Annotated in this window: 8 protein-coding genes and 1 pseudogene; 2 read left to right on the top strand and 7 right to left on the bottom strand. The window is 68.0% G+C overall.

What is annotated here, in order from left to right; genetic code table 11:
• Positions 1–23 precede the first annotated feature (23 nt).
• The 3 genes from MHEC_RS10590 to MHEC_RS10585 all read right to left on the bottom strand — a co-directional run bounded on the left by MHEC_RS10590 (position 24) and on the right by MHEC_RS10585 (position 13,129).
• Complete coding sequence (locus MHEC_RS10590; protein WP_201399503.1) at positions 24–12,497, bottom strand: type I polyketide synthase; 12,474 nt, start codon at positions 12,495–12,497, stop codon at positions 24–26.
• A 138-nt stretch (positions 12,498–12,635) separates the two neighbouring features.
• A complete protein-coding gene (locus MHEC_RS24710) occupies positions 12,636–12,758 on the bottom strand; it encodes a hypothetical protein (protein ID WP_264016585.1) in 123 nt (40 codons plus the stop codon).
• A 38-nt stretch (positions 12,759–12,796) separates the two neighbouring features.
• Entirely contained in the window at positions 12,797–13,129 is a 333-nt protein-coding gene (locus MHEC_RS10585; protein WP_172442115.1) for a hypothetical protein, read from the bottom strand.
• A 153-nt stretch (positions 13,130–13,282) separates the two neighbouring features.
• Between MHEC_RS10585 and MHEC_RS10580 the strand changes: the two genes are divergently transcribed.
• Complete coding sequence (locus MHEC_RS10580; protein WP_048893500.1) at positions 13,283–13,621, top strand: RNA polymerase-binding protein RbpA; 339 nt, start codon at positions 13,283–13,285, stop codon at positions 13,619–13,621.
• Here MHEC_RS10580 and MHEC_RS10575 read toward each other — a convergent pair.
• The 3 genes and pseudogenes from MHEC_RS10575 to MHEC_RS25005 all read right to left on the bottom strand — a co-directional run.
• Positions 13,596–14,402: a polyprenol monophosphomannose synthase gene (locus MHEC_RS10575; RefSeq protein ID WP_048893499.1), complete on the bottom strand. Its 807-nt coding sequence runs from the start codon at positions 14,400–14,402 to the stop codon at positions 13,596–13,598. The two genes, MHEC_RS10580 and MHEC_RS10575, sit on opposite strands and share 26 nt — an antisense overlap.
• Positions 14,399–16,366 carry an apolipoprotein N-acyltransferase gene (gene lnt, locus MHEC_RS10570; protein WP_048893502.1) on the bottom strand — a complete coding sequence of 656 codons (1,968 nt, stop codon included), beginning with the start codon at positions 16,364–16,366 and terminating at the stop codon, positions 14,399–14,401. Before lnt ends, MHEC_RS10575 begins: the two co-directional genes overlap by 4 nt.
• 103 nt (positions 16,367–16,469) lie before the next feature.
• Positions 16,470–16,628: pseudogene (locus tag MHEC_RS25005) on the bottom strand (amidohydrolase); the annotation flags it as partial.
• A gap of 91 nt (positions 16,629–16,719) precedes the next feature.
• On the opposite strand from MHEC_RS25005, the gene MHEC_RS10565 reads away from it, so the two are divergent.
• Positions 16,720–17,415 carry a dienelactone hydrolase family protein gene (locus MHEC_RS10565; protein WP_048893497.1) on the top strand — a complete coding sequence of 232 codons (696 nt, stop codon included), beginning with the start codon at positions 16,720–16,722 and terminating at the stop codon, positions 17,413–17,415.
• On the opposite strand, the gene MHEC_RS10560 is transcribed toward MHEC_RS10565, so the two are convergent.
• Positions 17,412–17,795 carry a PPOX class F420-dependent oxidoreductase gene (locus MHEC_RS10560; RefSeq protein ID WP_048893496.1) on the bottom strand — a complete coding sequence of 128 codons (384 nt, stop codon included), beginning with the start codon at positions 17,793–17,795 and terminating at the stop codon, positions 17,412–17,414. The two genes, MHEC_RS10565 and MHEC_RS10560, sit on opposite strands and share 4 nt — an antisense overlap.
• Positions 17,796–17,798 lie beyond the last annotated feature (3 nt).

Raw genomic sequence — 17,798 nt, 5'->3', positions numbered from 1 at the left:
GGCTGGCCTTGGACCGCATCGAGTTAGTCGTCGTCATTCATCAACGCGGCATTGACCAAGTCGTCGAGGTCCATTTCCGCGATGTCTTTGGCGGTGGTTTCTTCCGGTGTATCCGGTGTCGCTGCGCCGTTGGTTTCGTTGGCCAACGCCAGCAGCAGATCCAACACCCCGGCCTGTCGCAGACGTTTGACCGGGATTGAGGCCACGACACGTTGGATCTCGGCTTCACCGGGTGGGGCCGGTTGGGTCTTCGGCTGTGTGCCGCCCAGGAGTTCTTGGCGGAAATACCCGGCCAGCGCCGCGGAGTTCGGGTAGTCGAAGATCAGGGTCGGGGAAAGCGCCAGCCCGGTGGCGGCTTTGAGCCGGTTGCGCATTTCGACCGCGGTCAGCGAGTCGAAGCCGAGCTCCTGGAAGGCACGGTTGGGGTCGATTGCCTCGGGGCTGGTGTTGCCCAGCACGGTGGCAATGTGAGAGCGCACCAAATCCAGCAGGATGGCATGCTGCTCGTCCTCGGGCAGACCCTCCAAGCGTTGCAGCAGGGCAGATTTCGACTTGGCCGCGGCCAGCGACTCGTCGACCTGGCGGCGCGCCGGCGCGTTGACCAGGTCGACGAACATCGGGGGCAACGTGCCACCGTCGAACTTGGCCTTCAACGCGGCCAGATCGATGCGGGCCGGCAACACGAAGGGCTGGTCGACGGCCATTGCGGTGTCGAACAGGTGCAGCGCCTCGTCGGAGGACAGCGCCACCACGCCGTCGCGCGCGAACCGGGCGAAATCGACGTCGTCGAGGTGGCCGGTCATCGCGCTGGCCTGCTCCCACAGCCCCCAGCCCAGCGACATCGCGGGCAAACCGTTGGCCCGCCGATGCGCGGCCAACGCATCCAAAAACGCGTTGGCCGCCGCATAGTTGGCCTGACCCGACGAACCCACCAACCCGGCCATCGACGAAAACATCACAAACGCCGACACACCCAAATCCCGGGTCAACTCATGCAAATTCCACGCCGCATCCACCTTGGCCCGCAACACCGCATCAACACGCTGCGGAGTCAACGACGTCACCACCGCATCATCGAGCACCCCGGCCGCATGAATCACCGCACTCAACGGCCACTGCACCGGAATATCGGAAATCACCTTCGCCAACGCCTGCCGATCCGCCGCATCACAAGCCACCACCCGCACCTGCGCCCCGGATTCACCCAACTCACCCACCAACTCGCCGGCCCCCGGCGCCTCCACACCACGGCGGCTCACCAACACCACATGCCGCACCCCATGGCGGGCAACCACATGCCGGGCCAGCGCCGAACCCGCCATCCCCGTGCCACCGGTGATCAACACCGTGCCCGCCGCCCACACATCCGGCATGGTCAACACCACCTTGCCGACATGACGGGCCTGACTCAAATACCGCAACGCCGCCGGCGCCCGCCGAATATCAAACCCCGTCACCGGCAGCGGGCGCAGGACCCGAGCAGCGAACATCGTGGTCAGGTCGGTGAGAATGCGCTGGATCCCGTCGGCGCCGGCCTCGAACAGGTCGAAGGCGCGGTAGCGCACGCCCGGATGCTGTTGGGCCACCGCGTTGGGGTCGCGGATGTCGGTCTTGCCCATCTCCAAAAAGATTCCGCCCGGGGCGACCAGCCGCAGCGAGGCGTCGACGAAGTCACCGGCCAGCGAGTCCAGCACCACGTCCATGCCGCGCCCCCCGGTCACCGCCCGGAATTTGTCCTCGAACTCCAGCGTTCGCGAATCCCCGATGTGGCTCTCGTCAAACCCCATCGCGCGCAAGGTATCCCACTTGCCGCGGCTGGCAGTGGCAAACACCTCCAGCCCCCAATGCCGGGCCAACTGCACCGCAGCCATGCCCACCCCACCGGTGGCGGCATGGATCAGCACCCGCTGCCCCGGCTTGACGTCAGCCAACTGCGACAGCGCGTAATACGCGGTGGCGAAGACGACGGAAACTGTGGCGGCGTCGGTGTGCGACCACCCGTCGGGGATGCTCATCAACAGCCGCTCGTCAGTGATCGCCGTCGTGCCGGTGCCCTCCGGAAAAAGCCCCATCACCCGGTCACCGACCGCGAATCGACTTTCGTGTGAACCAGTTTCGACGACGGTGCCAGCGGCTTCGATACCCATGACCGCGTCGTCGTCGGGATAGAGACCAAGAGTGATCATGACGTCACGGAAGTTCGCGGCGATGGCTAGTGTGGCCACCCGGACCTGGCCCGGCCGCAGCGGCGCGTCGGCGTCGGGCACCGGCTCCAACGTGAGGTTGTCGAAGGTGCCCGCGCTGGTAAGGCCAAGCCGCCAGGGCCGATCCGCTGGCGGTACCAACAAGCCGGCCACCGCGCGGCACCCGTGCACCCGCGGGATCTGCACCACACCGCCGCGCAGGCACACCTGCGGCTCCCCCGCCGCCAGGATCGCCGCCACCGCGGCGTCGTCGACCGCGCAATCGACGTCGGCCAGCACCAGCCGGCCCGGATGCTCGGTTTGCGCCGACCGCACCAACCCCCACACCGCGGCCCCCGCCAAATCCGTGACATCCTCACCGGGCAACGCAATAGCGCCGCGGGTGACCACCACCAGCACACCGCCATGCTCACCGGTTAGCCAGGACTGCAATACTGTCAACGCCGCATGCGTGGCCGCATAGACCCCGGGCAACGTGTCGGCGGACGCTGATTCGACCACGTATGCCGCAACGGCAGACTCGGCCGGCTCGCACGCCTCGTCGCTGTCCGATCGGCCCCACCAGTGCACCGACACGGGTTGCGGCGAAATCGACGGATGCGCTGCCCAATCCAACTCGAACAGCCGGTCCGGGCCCGACCGCGACACCGCCGCTCGCAGCTGTTCGCCGGTCACCGGGCGGGCCACCATCGTGCCCACCGACAACACCGGCAAACCCAGGCCGTCGGCGAGGTCGATCGATACCGCCGACGGCCCCACCGGAGCAATCCGCGCTCGGACCGCCGACGCGCCGGCGGCATGCAAACGCACCCGCTGCCAGGAAAACGGCACCAACACCCCGGAGTCGACGCCCGCACCGTCGCCGGCCACCAACAGGGCGTGCAACGCGGCATCCAATATCGCGGGATGCACTCCGAAACCGGCGGGCGACACTTCCGCGTCGGTCGGCAATGCCACTTCGGCGAATACTTCATCGCCGCGGCGCCACACAGCGGTCAATCCCCGAAAGGCCGGGCCGTAGCCGTACCCCCGTGCTGCCAAGCGCTGATAGCAACCGGTCACGTCCACCGGGGCAGCACCGGCCGGTGGCCATGCCGACAATTCAGTGCCCGGGTCAGCCGCACCGGCGGCTATCCGGCCTTCGGCGTGCAGCATCCAGCCGGAACCAGTGTCCGCGCGCGAAAACACCGACACCTCACGCGAACCCGACTCGTCGGCGCCGGACACGATTACTTGCACGGCCACCGAGCCCGATCCCGGCAGCACCAACGGCGCAGCCAGCGTCAGCTCCTCGACCACGCTGCACCCGACTTGATCACCCGCGCGGATGGCCAACTCCACAAAACCTGCGCCGGGGAATACCACTACGCCCTCCACCGCATGATCGGCCAGCCAGCCCTGCGACGCAGTCGAGAGTCGCCCCGTCAACACCACTCCGCCCGAGGTGGGCAGTTCCACGACCGCGCCCAACAGTGCGTGGTCGCTGGCCGCCAGCCCCAATCCGGCAGCGTCAGCGGCCCCGCCATCGCTGGACAGCCAAAAACGTCGCCGCTCAAAGGCATACGTCGGCAACTCCACGAAGCGCCCGCCGGGTAGCATGGCACGCCAGTCCACAGCCATGCCTGACACGAATGCCTGAGCCACCGCGGCGGTCAGGCTCGCCGGTTCGGGCCGGTCCTTGCGCAGCATGGGCACCGATACCGGTTCGGCGTCGGGCAGCGATTCCTCGATGGACGTGGTCAAGCCGCCGCCCGGGCCGACCTCGAGGAAGCGGTTGGCCCCGGCCGAATGCGCGAAGCGAATGCTGTCGGCGAAACGCACCGGCTCCCTTATGTGGCGGGCCCAGTACGGTGCCGACCCGAAATCGTCGCCAGCCACCTGTCCGCTCAGGTTGGAGATGATCGGGACGGTGGGCTGCGCAGCGGCGAGTCCTGCTGCGACAGTTCGGAACTCGTCGATCATGGGCTCCATCAACGGCGAGTGGAAGGCATGCGACACCGCGAGCCGGTGGACGCGGCGACCCTGCTCGCGCAGCTGGTCTGCGACCGCGGTGACAGCGTCCTCGGCACCCGAGATCACCACCGATCGTGGAGCGTTGACTGCGGCGATGCTGACGTCGGGGCCCAGCAGTGACAGCACTTCGTCCTCGGTGGCCTGCACTGCGACCATCGCCCCGCCCGCCGGCAGGGCTTGCATGAACCGGCCGCGGGCGACCACCAACACCGCAGCGTTCTCCAACGACAGCACTCCGGCGACGTGCGCGGCGGTCAGCTCTCCCACCGAGTGGCCCATCACATAATCGGGCTTGATACCCCAGGATTCGAGCAGGCGGAACAGCGCAACCTCCACCGCGAACAGCGCTGGCTGTGCGAATTCGGTTGTGTTAAGCAGATTTTCGTCATGACCCCACATCACTTCACGCAGCGGGCGCAGCAGATGGCGGTCCAGCTCGGCCACGACGCTGTTGAATGCTTCGGCGAACACCGGGTATGCGGCGTGCAGTCCCTTGCCCATGCCGAGCCATTGCGAGCCTTGACCGGGGAACACGAAGACGGTCTTGCCCCCAGGACGCACATTGCCGTGGATAACCGCGGCGCCGGGATTGTCCTGCGCCAGCTCCCCCAACCCGGACAGCAGCTGCTCGCGATCGGGCCCGAGGACCACCGCCCGGTGCTCGAATACCGACCGGCCGGCCAGCGACCAGCCCACATCGACCGCGTCCAGCTCTGAATGCGCGGTCAGATGCTCGGCCATCCGGGCGGCCTGCTTGGACAGCCCCGACGCGGTCTTGGCCGACACCACCCACGGCACCACGGGCGGTTTCGCCGGCGGCTCGGACGGTGCCGGCGCCGGAGCCTCCGTCGGCGGGGCGGCCTCGATGATCACGTGCGCATTGGTGCCGCTGATCCCAAACGATGACACCCCGGCACGGCGCACCTTGCCCTCGGCCGGCCACGGCCGCGGCTCGGTCAGCAACGCCACCCGTCCCGCCGACCAATCCACATGTGGACTGGGCACATCCACATGCAATGTCGCGGGCAGCATCTGATGGCGCATTGCCATCACCATCTTGATCACACCGGCGACACCGGCCGCGGCCTGGGTGTGGCCCATATTCGACTTGATCGATCCCAGCCATAGCGGCTCGCTGCGATGCTGCCCGTACGTCGCCAACAACGCTTGCGCCTCAATGGGATCGCCCAATGTTGTTCCGGTGCCGTGACCTTCAACCGCATCCACGTCCGCGGGGCTGAGTCCGGCGTTGGCCAGCGCGGCGCGCACCACCCGCTGCTGGGAGGGCCCATTCGGGGCGGTCAGCCCGTTAGAGGCGCCGTCCTGGTTGACTGCTGACCCACGCACTACCGCCAACACCGGGTGGCCGAGTCGCTGCGCGTCCGAAAGCCGTTCCACCACAAGCATTCCCCCGCCTTCGGAGAATCCGGTGCCGTCGGCGGCCCTGGCGAAAGCCTTGCAGCGGCCGTCGGGCGCCAGCCCGCGCCAGCGGCTGAATTCGACGAAGATGTCGGGTGTGGCGTTGATGGTGACGCCGCCGGCTAGCGCCAGATCGCACTCGCCCGAGCGCAGCGACTGCACCGCCATGTGCAGCGTCACCAGCGACGACGAACACGCGGTGTCCACCGACATGGCCGGGCCTTCCAGCCCCAGGACATAGGCCACCCGGCCCGAGGCCACACTGGAAAGTTGCCCGGTCAGCCGGAAGCCTTCGACCGGCTCCGCGGCGAACATCCCGTAACCCTGGGTCATCACACCGGCGAACACACCGGTGGCGCTGCCCCGCAACGAGGTGGGGTCAATCCCGGCCCGCTCCAAAGCCTCCCACGACAATTCGAGGAACATGCGTTGCTGCGGGTCCATGGCCAGCGCCTCGGACGGTGCCACCCCGAAGAAAGCCGGATCGAAATCGGCGACACCGTCGACGAATCCGCCCGTGCGTGTGTAACAGCTGCCCGGTACGTCCGGGTCGGGATTGAACAGGCCGGCCAGGTCCCAGCCGCGATCGGTGGGGAACTCGGTGAGCACGTCACGGCCCTCGGCGACCATGTCCCACAAGGCTTCCGGCGAATCCACGCCGCCGGGGAATCGGCACGCCATCCCGATGATGGCAATCGGCTCGTCGCCGGAAACACGTGCCGCTGGGACAGGTTTGACTTCCTGGGTGACGCCCGCAAGTTCGGTCCGAATGTAGCTGGCCAGCCTGGTCGGTGTCGGGTAGTCGAAGATCAGGGTCGGGGAAAGCGCCAGCCCGGTGGCGGCTTTGAGCCGGTTGCGCATTTCGACCGCGGTCAGCGAGTCGAAGCCGAGCTCCTGGAAGGCACGGTTGGGGTCGATTGCCTCGGGGGTGGTGTTGCCCAGCACGGTGGCAATGTGAGAGCGCACCAAATCCAGCAGGATGGCATGCTGCTCGTCCTCGGGCAGACCGTGAAGCCGTTGTGCTAGAGCCGACTTGGACTTGGCCGCGGCCAGCGACTCGTCGACCTGGCGGCGCGCCGGCGCATTGACCAGCTCGGTGAACATCGCGGGCACCGCAGCGCCACTGGCCCGCAGTTCGGTGAGGTCGATCCGGGCCGCGGCCAGGTACGGCTGGTCGACGGCCATTGCGGTGTCGAACAGGTGCAGCGCCTCGTCGGAGGACAGCGCCACCACGCCGTCGCGCGCGAACCGGGCGAAATCGACGTCGTCGAGGTGGCCGGTCATCGCGCTGGCCTGCTCCCACAGCCCCCAGCCCAGCGACATCGCGGGCAAACCGTTGGACCGCCGATGCGCGGCCAACGCATCCAAAAACGCGTTGGCCGCCGCATAGTTGGCCTGACCCGACGAACCCACCAACCCGGCCATCGACGAAAACATCACAAACGCCGACACACCCAAATCCCGGGTCAACTCATGCAAATTCCACGCCGCATCCACCTTGGCCCGCAACACCGCATCAACACGCTGCGGAGTCAACGACGTCACCACCGCATCATCGAGCACCCCGGCCGCATGAATCACCGCACTCAACGGCCACTGCACCGGAATATCGGAAATCACCTTCGCCAACGCCTGCCGATCCGCCGCATCACAAGCCACCACCCGCACCTGCGCCCCGGATTCACCCAACTCACCCACCAACTCGCCGGCCCCCGGCGCCTCCACACCACGGCGGCTCACCAACACCACATGCCGCACCCCATGGCGGGCAACCACATGCCGGGCCAGCGCCGAACCCGCCATCCCCGTGCCACCGGTGATCAACACCGTGCCCGCCGCCCACACATCCGGCATGGTCAACACCACCTTGCCGACATGACGGGCCTGACTCAAATACCGCAACGCCGCCGGCGCCCGCCGAATATCAAACCCCGTCACCGGCAGCGGGCGTAATACGCCGTCGTCGAACAGCTTTGCGAGCTCGAGCAGGTATTGGTGCATGCGTGTCCGGCCCGGTTCGAACAGGTCGAAGGCGCGGTAGCGCACGCCCGGATGCTGTTGGGCCACCGCGTTGGGGTCGCGGATGTCGGTCTTGCCCATCTCCAAAAAGATTCCGCCCGGGGCGACCAGCCGCAGCGAGGCGTCGACGAAGTCACCGGCCAGCGAGTCCAGCACCACGTCCATGCCGCGCCCCCCGGTCACCGCCCGGAATTTGTCCTCGAACTCCAGCGTCCGCGAATCCCCGATGTGGCTCTCGTCAAACCCCATCGCGCGCAAGGTATCCCACTTGCCGCGGCTAGCAGTGGCAAACACCTCCAGCCCCCAATGCCGGGCCAACTGCACCGCAGCCATGCCCACCCCACCGGTGGCGGCATGGATCAGCACCCGCTGCCCCGGCTTGACGTCAGCCAAGTAGCGGAATGCGTAATAGGCGGTGGTGAAAACCGCTGATATGCCAGCAGCTTCGGCATAAGACCAGTCGGCCGGTATCGGCAGCAACAGCCGGACATCCCCGGCGACCACGGTGCCGCTGCCGTCGGGGAAGAACCCCATCACCCGATCCCCAACCGCGAATTCGGTGACCCCGGGCCCGACTTCGACGACCACACCCGCGCCTTCGCCGCCCAGCAGCGCATCATGGGTGAACATGCCCAGGGTGATCATGACGTCGCGGAAGTTGGTGCCGATAGCGCGGATGGCGACCCGGACCTGGCCGGGCTGCAGCGGCGCGTCGGCGTCGGGCACCGGCTCCAGCGTGAGGTTGTCGAAGGTGCCCGCGCTGGTAAGGCCAAGCCGCCAGGGCCGATCCGCTGGCGGTACCAACAGGCCGTCGACAGCACGGCTGGCACGTACTCGAGCGGTGTAGACCTGTCCGCGGCGCAGGCCCACCTGCGGCTCCCCCGCCGCCAGGATCGCCGCCACCGCGGCGCCGTCGACCGCGCAATCGACGTCGGCCAGCACCAGCCGGCCCGGATGCTCGGTTTGCGCCGACCGCACCAACCCCCACACCGCGGCCCCGGCCAAATCCGTGACATCCTCACCGGGCAACGCAATTGCGCCGTGGGTGACCACCACCAAGACCCCGGAGTCGCGCCCGGTCAACCACGCCTGCACCGCGGCCAGCGCCTGGTGCGTGCGGTCGTAGACGCCGGCCGGCGCCTCGGCCGGCGGCGACTCGAACACCTCATGTGGCGGGGTGGCATCGGTGTGTCCCATGGGGACGGGCGACCACACCAGTTCAAAAAGCCGGTCCGGTCCGGATCCAGACGCTGCGACGGCCAACTGCTCACCGGTGACCGGGCGGGCCACCATCGTGCCCACCGACAACACCGGCAATCCCAGCCCGTCGGCGAGCTCGATGGTCACCGCCGACGGGCCATTGGGCGCGATCCGGGCTCGCACCGCCGCGGCCCCGGCCGCATGCAATGTCACGCCTTGCCACGAAAACGGCAGGGCCACGTCGGCGCTGTCATCGACCATGACCAGCGCGTGCAGCGCCGCGTCCAACAGCACCGGATGCACGCCGAACCCACCGGCACCGCCAGCCGTTTCGGGCAACGTCACTTCGGCGAACACCTCGTCGCCGCGGCGCCACAGCGCGGTCAGCCCGCGAAACGCCGGACCGTACTGGTATCCGCGTGCCGCCAACCGCTCATAGCCGTCGGTGATCGCCACCGCAGTCGCTCCCGGCGGTGGCCATGCCGACAAATCCGCCGTCGGCTCAACCGATCCCGATCTCACTGTGCCCTCGGCGTGGCATATCCAGCCGGCGCCGCCATCGGAGCGGGAATACAGCGAGACCCTGCGCTCACCCGATTCGGCGGCGCCGGACACTACCACTTGCACAGTCACCGAGCCCGAGGCCGGCACGATCAGCGGCCGCCGCAACGTCAACTCGTCGACCACCGAACAGCCGACCTCGTCTCCGGCCCGGATCGCCAATTCCACAAACCCGGTGCCCGGAAACAGCACGACGTCGGATACCGCGTGATCAAGCAGCCAGGACTGCGACGACGGCGAGAGCCGACCGGTCAATACCACCCCGCCGGAGTCCGGCAGCTCCACCACCGCGCCCAGCAGCGCGTGCTGCCCGGCACCTAGTCCCAGGCCGGCGGCGTCGGCGCCGGTACCGTCACCGGCCAGCCAAAACCGCCGCCGCTCAAAGGCATACGTCGGCAGCTCGACAAAACCGGCCCCCGGCAACAGAGCACGCCAGTCGACGCCGACACCCGACACAAAGGCCTGGGCGGCCGAGGTGGAAAAGCGCAGCAAACCCCCGTCGTCGCGGCCGAGGGTGGGGACCACGATCGGCTCGGCGTTGCCTTCGACGCATTCACTGACGGTGCCTTCGATCCCGGCGATCAACGCGGGATGCGGGCTGGTTTCGATGAAGGTGCGATAACCGTGCTCACAGGCGCTGCGGATCGCCCGGTCGAACTCGACCGTCTGGCGAATGTTGCGATACCAGTAGTCGGCGTCCAGTCCCGCGGTATCCAGCAGACCACCGGTGACCGTGGAAAAGAACGCGGTGCGCGCTGGACGGGGTTCGATGCCGGACAACGCTTCGGCGAGCTGCTCGCGGATCGCTTCGACGTCGGCCGAATGCGAGGCGTAATCCACGTCGATGCGGCGTGCTCGCAGCTCCTGGTCGGTGCAGCGCTGCACCAGCTCCTCAAGCGCCGCGACTTCGCCGGATACCACAACCGCCGACCGTCCGTTGATGGCAGCGATCCCGATCCGATTCCCGAAGGGCGCTAACAGGTCTCGGGCTTGCTCAGCGCTGCATGCCAGCGACACCATGCCGCCGCGGCCGGTCAGTTCCCGAAGCAGCTTGCTGCGCAACGTGACCACGAGCGCGGCGTCGCGCAACGACAGCGCCCCCGCGACATGGGCGGCCGCGATTTCGCCCTGGGAATGGCCGATGACGGCATCGGGACGGACACCGATTGAGCGCCACAGCTCGGCAAGCGACACCATCACCGCGAACAGCGCGGGCTGCACCACATCGACCCGGTCCAGGCCGGGTGCACTCGGGGCGCCGTGCAGCACGTCGGTCAGCGACCAGTCCACGAACTCCGCGAACGCATCCGCACACTCGTTGATCTTCGCGGCGAAAACCGGTGCAACATCCAGTAATTCGACGCCCATGCCGCGCCACTGCGAGCCTTGGCCGGGGAAGACGAACACCGTCTTGCCGACGGGCCGTGCGCTGCCGCGCACCACCGCGGCACCCGGGCTGTCGTCGGCCAGCTCCCCCAGGCCGCGCAGCAGACGCTCACGATCGGCGCCGAGCACCACCGCCCGGTGCTCGAACACCGACCGGCCGGCCAGCGCCCACCCGACGTCGGCGACATCAACCTGTGGGTGCGCGGCCAGATGCTGCCTCAATCGGGCCGCCTGCTTGGGCAACCCCGAGGCGGTCTTCGCCGATACCACCCACGGCACCACCGCCGGCTGCGACCGCTCCTGCGGCTGCGGCGCGGGCGGCGCGGCTTCGATGATCACGTGCGCGTTGGTGCCGGAAATCCCGAACGACGACACCCCGGCCCGGCGCGCTCGACACTCAGCGTTCGCAGCGGGCCAGGGCCGTGGCTCGGTCAGCAACGCCACCTGCCCCGCCGACCAATCCACATGTGGACTGGGCTGATCGACATGCAACGTCGCGGGCAAGAGGTCGTGGCGCATCGCCTCGACCATCTTGATCACGCCCGCCACCCCGGCGGCGGCCTGAGTGTGACCCATGTTCGACTTGATCGAGCCCAACCACACCGGCTGCGAGCGGTTCTGCCCATACGTGGCCAAAAGTGCTTGCGCCTCAATCGGATCACCCAGCGTGGTGCCGGTGCCGTGGCCCTCTACCACATCGATATCCGCCGGGCTGAGGCCCGCGTTGTCCAGCGCGGCGCGCACCACCCGCTGCTGGGACGGCCCATTGGGTGCGGTCAACCCGTTGGAGGCTCCGTCCTGGTTCACCGCCGAGCCGCGCACCAGCGCCAACACCGGATGACCCAACCGGCGCGCATCCGACAGCCGCTCCACCACCAGCATCCCGCCGCCCTCGGACCAGCCGACGCCGTCGGCCGCGGCGGCGTAGGGCTTGCAGCGGCCGTCGGGCGCCAGCCCGCGGTGCCGGCTGAACTCGACGAAGACCGTCGGGGTGGCGTTGACCGTCGCACCGCCGGCCAGGGCCAGGTCGCATTCGCCGGAGCGCAGCGACTGCACCGCCATGTGTAGCGCCACCAGCGACGACGAGCATGCGGTGTCCACCGAGACCGCGGGGCCTTCCAGGCCCAGCACGTAGGCCACCCGGCCGGTCGCCACGCTCGAGGTCATACCGGTGAGCCGATAGCCCTCGATCTCCTCGGCGAGCATCCCGTAGCCCTGCACGATGATGCCGGCGAACACTCCGGTGGCGCTGCCCCGCAACGAGGTCGGGTCGATTCCGGCCCGCTCCAATGCTTCCCACGACAGCTCGAGAAGCATCCGATGCTGAGGATCGGTGGCCAGCGCCTCGGTGGGTGACACCCCGAAAAACCCCGCGTCGAAACCGGCGACGTCGTCGACGAATCCGCCGTAGCGGGTATAAGACTTGTGCGGCGCATCGGGATCGGGGTCGAACAGCCCGTCCAGGTCCCAGCCGCGATCGGTGGGGAACTCCGACATCACGTCGCGGCCCTGGGCCACCATCTCCCACAGGCCCTCGGGGCTGTCCACTCCCCCGGGGAAGCGGCAGGCCATGCCGACGATCGCGATCGGTTCGCTGGAGCGTTCCAGCAGCGCGCGGTTCGTGCTCTTGAGGCGCTCAACCTGCACCAGCGCTTTGCGCAGCGCCTCGGTCGCATGCCGGAGCTGATCAGCCATGTCGCTATTCCTCGCTTGGTTGTCCGGTGAAAGCGGGCTTAGCGCGCGCCAAGAGTTCTGGTTCGCGACCGCTCACCATCAGTGGTGAGCAAGGCCAACCTCGGCACGATTGTCCAACACTTCCGATATCCCCCGGCGTTATATCCGTCCCGCTGTTGCCACGTCGCGTTGTCCGCCCGATTCGGCGGCCAGACCCGCGGCCAACCGCTCAGCCCAGCCGTCATGGCGCGACTGTACCTGCCATCCGGTGGCGGCGGTCACCGTGGTCAACCTCTCCGGCGACCGGCGGTAACAGGGACTTAGCGCCAGCCGTCGACCGCGTGCACGGCGCGCAGCAGCGTGTCGCACAGTCGGCGCAATTCCGCTCTTTCAGCACCTTCGTCCAGCGCCGTGGCCACGTCCTCAGCCGCACACCGCACCTGATAGACACGATCGGCGAGCTCAACGGCCTCACGGGCCGACAGCACCACCGCGTCAGCCGGCAGTGGCCTGGCGCCGCCGGTCAATGCCCGCTGTTCGTAAGCCCGTTGCCGACAGGATTGCCGGCAGTACAGCCGCCGCCGGCCCGTGCCGTTCTCCGCGATGTCGCGACCACACCAGCGGCACGGCCGGGGTCGTATGCGACGGGCCACGCCCGAACTGTAACGCGGAGCACGCCGTGATCCCGGTATCATGGGAGGCCGCGTCGCGCACGGTGACGGCGTGGGTCCCGGGAACGCGCGACTCCGCAATAGCGTTGTCAACCCGTAGAGTTTTAGCTCAGAGGAGTTCGGAGGAGTAAGCCCATGGCTGACCGCGTGCTGAGGGGTAGTCGCCTCGGAGCCGTGAGCTACGAGACTGACCGCAACCATGACCTGGCGCCGCGTCAGATTGCTCGGTACCGGACCGAAAACGGCGAGGAGTTCGAAGTTCCGTTCGCCGACGATGCCGAGATCCCCGGCACCTGGCTATGTCGCAACGGCATGGAAGGTGTCCTGATCGAGGGTGATCAGCCCGAGCCGAAGAAGGTCAAGCCGCCACGTACCCACTGGGACATGCTGCTCGAGCGCCGCACCATCGAGGAGCTCGACGAGCTGCTCAAGGAGCGTCTGGAAATCATCAGGCAGCGCCGTCGCGGTAGCTGAGGGCGCCCCGGCGTGATCGGCTGTCAAGCCGCCCGCTGATCCCCCACTGAGCGACCTTGACGATCGCTTCGCGGATGTTGGAGCCGCTCATCTTGGACACCCCGAGTTCACGCTCGGTGAACGTGATGGGCACCTCGACAACGGTGAAGCCGTTGCTGATGGTGCGCCAGGTAAGGTCGATCTGAAAGCAGTAGCCTTTCGAATCCACCGCGGACAGATCGATGGTCTCCAACACCTCGCGCCGGTAGGCGCGGTAGCCGGCGGTGATGTCGTGCACGTCGATGCCCAGCATTAGCCGCGAATAGGTGTTGGCCACCTTGGACAGCGCCACCCGCCGCCACGGCCAGTTGCGTACGGTCCCGCCTTCCACGTAGCGCGAACCGATCGCCAGGTCGGCTCCGGCGTCGACCGCGTCGAGCAATCGGTGCAACTGCTCGGGCGCGTGGCTGCCGTCGGCGTCCATCTCGACCAGAACGGAGTACTGGCGCGCCAGTCCCCAGCCGAAGCCGGCCAGATAGGCCGCCCCGAGCCCGTTCTTGGCGGTGCGGTGCATCACGTGCAGCCGATCGGGATCCGCGGCTGCCAATTCGTCGGCGAGCTGGCCGGTGCCGTCCGGGCTGTCGTCGTCGACGACCAGCACCTGCACCTCCGCGCGAGCCTGGTGCAGCCGCCGCAGGATCAGCGGCAGGTTTTCCCGCTCGTTGAAGGTCGGGATGATCACCAAGGTGCGCTGGCTGGGACGCTCGCCCGTACCACGGGATGTCGACTGGCCGGTGGTCATGTCGCTCCTTTGTCTGGCCCGGACCGGGCTGCGTGTCGGCCGCCTTCGGCGGGGGCTTGGTCGCCACCTGCATCGGACGAAATCTCGTCGCCCTCGTCGAGCGGGACGCCGCCGGATGCGTCCTCGGGCGCAGTTGAGTCGTCCATCGGCCGGCCGCTGCGCTTGGGACGCGGGAACCACCCATTGTGCCTTATGGCGGCGAGCAGTGCCGCCGCGCCGGCTATGACCAGCATCCATTGGACGAGCGGCTCCCAGCGGGCGGCCGGCGTCAGGGTGGTTTTGAGACGTACCTGGGTGTCCAGGTAGGCGGGCACGAAGAACTCGGTGCGCTCCACCTCGCGGCCGTCTGGGGCGATGACCGCGCTGATCCCGGTGTTGCTGGCGACGACGACATAGCGGTCGAGCTCCACGGCGCGGATCTTGGAGAAGGCCAGCTGCTGTTCGCTCATCCGCTGGTTGAAGTTGGCGTTGTTGGCGGGCGTGGTCAGCAGTTGCGCGCCGTTGCGCACCGATTCCCGCAGCGCCCGGTCGAATATCACCTCCCAGCAGGTGGCGACGCCGACCGGGACGCCGGCGACATGCACCACGCCGGTGCTGTCGCCGGGCACGATGTTGCCCGCCCAGTCGGCGAGCGCGGTGAGGTGGCGGAAAAAGCTCCGCCAGGGCAAGTACTCGCCGAATGGCTGCACGATCTGCTTGTCGTGACGATCGGCCGGCCCCGTGCCGGGGTTCCAGACGATCACGGTGTTGCGCGCCGCCGGTTCCTTGCCGCTGGCCCCGGGAAGATCGGTCAGCGCGCCGACCAGGATCGGTGCGTCGATCGCGTCGACAGCGGCGGTGATCTGCTGGCTGGCGTCGGCGTTGCGCAATGGATCGATGTCCGACGCGTCCTCCGGCCACACAACGAACTGGGGTTGCGGCGCGCGGCCGGCATGGACGTCGTCGGCGAGCCGCTGCGTCTCCCGGACGTGGTTGCGCAGCACTTCAAGACGTTGAGCGTTGAAATCGAGCCCCAGTCGGGGAACGTTGCCCTGGACAGCGGCCACAGTGGCGGTGGCGTCGTTCCCGGATCCGGCGCCCGCATGCCGCACCGGCGGCCACACGATGACGCTGGCCAGCAGCACCAGGCTGATACAGATCCCCGGCACCACCACCGCCGGGGGCATGTCGGCGGCAGTATCGGCGGTGCCGGCGGCGGCGGTGCCGGCGCCGCTTCGCCGCCACCACCGCACGGTTTCCATCGCGAAAGCGGTCAGGCTGCACCCGATCAGCACGATCGCCGTCGACAGCAGCGAAACACCGCCTAACCGCACCAACGGCAGAAACGGGCCCGCGGTTTGGCCGGCGGCCACCACCCCCCACGGAAACCCGCCGAACGGCACCGTGCATTTGGCCCACTCCTGTGCCGCCCACACCAGCGCGAACCAGATCGGCCAGCCGGGCAGCGCCCGTACCACCACGGCCAGCAGCCCGAAGATCGCGGGAAACAGCGCGCACACAACCACCAGCGCCGCCAGTGGCATCGGGCCGACGAGCTTGGCGATCCACGGCAGCAACGACACGTAGAACACCAGCCCGAACAGATAGCCGTATCCCAGGCCACCGACGAGTCTGGTGGCAGGATCGATCAGCACCCAGGCCAGCAGCGCGAACGCGACGACAGCGGCCCACCACCAGTTGAAACTGGGGAAGCTGGCACAGAGCAACAGCGCCGCCGCGACCGTCGCGCACAGCCGCGCCAATCGCGGCACCACGGCCTTGCCCAGCCGCGGCAGCAACGCGGTGCGCAGCCACACCAGACCCGCGGTACCGAGCTCGGCCAACCGCTGGCGCAGTGTCGGGCGGGCGTCGGGAGCGTCCGCCAAGTCGGCGGCGTCGTCATCGACCGCAGGGTCGGCACTCGGACCGGCGTCGGGGTGGACGGGAAGGGCGCCGGTGTCCTCGTCATCGACGGCCGGGATGATCTCGGTGGCGTCGGCGAAACGGCCCGCTCGGTGAAACCGCCTGGGCGTGCTAGCCACAGCTGACCGCACCCCGACCAACCGTTTGCCGACCGCGCCACAAGGGGGTCCCCGGCGCCAACACCGCCCGGAGCGACACCGCACTGCCCGGCGTGCAGTGACCGGCGGCCGCGCGCGCCGCGGCCCACGGGTCCTCGCCCGCCACCGTGGCGTCGGAACCGAACGCGGGGGGCACGCCTTGCGATGCTAACAGCGCGAATTGATTGGGCCGGGTGAGACGGAGGTGGCTGCCGATGAATGCCAGCGCGCCGAGCACGCCGTCGAACTTCCACGGCGGCTGCAGTTAGATAAGCGTCATGACCACCATCGAGATTGACACCCCGGCCGGCCCGATCGATGCGCTGCTGAGTGTCCCCGACGGGCAGGGTCCTTGGCCAGGCGTAGTGGTGATCCACGATGCGATCGGCTACGGGCCCGACAAGCAGCGAATCTCCGATCACGTCGCCGCGGCGGGATATGTGGCGATCACACCGAACCTGTTCGCGCGCGGCGGCAGGGCTCGCTGCGTCATGCGGGTATTTCGTGATCTGTTCAGCAAGCAGGGCGCCGCGGTCGACGACATCCTGGCCGCCCGCGACTACCTGCAGTCGCTGCCGCAATGCTCGGGACGGATAGGAATCGCCGGTTTCTGCATGGGCGGGCAGTTCGCGTTGGTAATGGCGCCCAGGGGATTCGGTGCCTCCGCGCCGTTCTACGGCACACCGTTGCCCCGTCACCTCAGCGAAACTCTGGACGGCGCATGCCCGATCGTGGCAAGCTTCGGCAGCCGCGACCCGCTGGGTATCGGCGCGCCGAATCGTCTGCACCGGGTTTTGGAGCACAAGGGCATTCCCAACGACGTCAAGGTTTACCCCGGCGCCGGCCACAGCTTCGCCAACAAGCTGCCTGCCCAGCCACTGTTGCGCATCACCGGATTCGGCTACAACGAAGCCGCCAGCGAAGACGCCTGGGCCCGCGTGTTCGCGTTCTTCGGCCGATATCTGCGAAGTTAACCGGCCGGGCGAAGCTCGAGCCCGATGTTGGTTCGCATGCCGCCGCGTAATTTGGACAAGAAGTTGAATACTCGGCCAACGATGCCGTACCGCTTGCCGATCGCGTCGTAGACCGCGGCGTTGTGCGACTTGTCCAGGATGGTCGCCGTCGCTTCGATGGCCTCACTTTTCGGGTGGCCACGCAGATCGCATGCCGCGAGGGTGACCCGTGGGCTGTTACGGATGCGCTTGATTTTCCAGGACTTTTCCTGCGTGATGACCAGCAGCCGGTCACCGTCTGGGGCCGCCCAGATCGGTGTTGGTTTCGGCCGGCCGTCCTTGGTGAATGTGGTCAGCAGGATGTAGCGGGACTTCGCAACGTCGGCAAAAGTGGGGTGCATCTC

It is taken from the genome of Mycobacterium heckeshornense, assembly GCF_016592155.1.
Classification (GTDB): domain Bacteria; phylum Actinomycetota; class Actinomycetes; order Mycobacteriales; family Mycobacteriaceae; genus Mycobacterium; species Mycobacterium heckeshornense.
The sequence above is the reverse complement of the archived record's forward strand: the minus strand, read 5'-3'. Positions and strand labels throughout refer to the sequence as shown.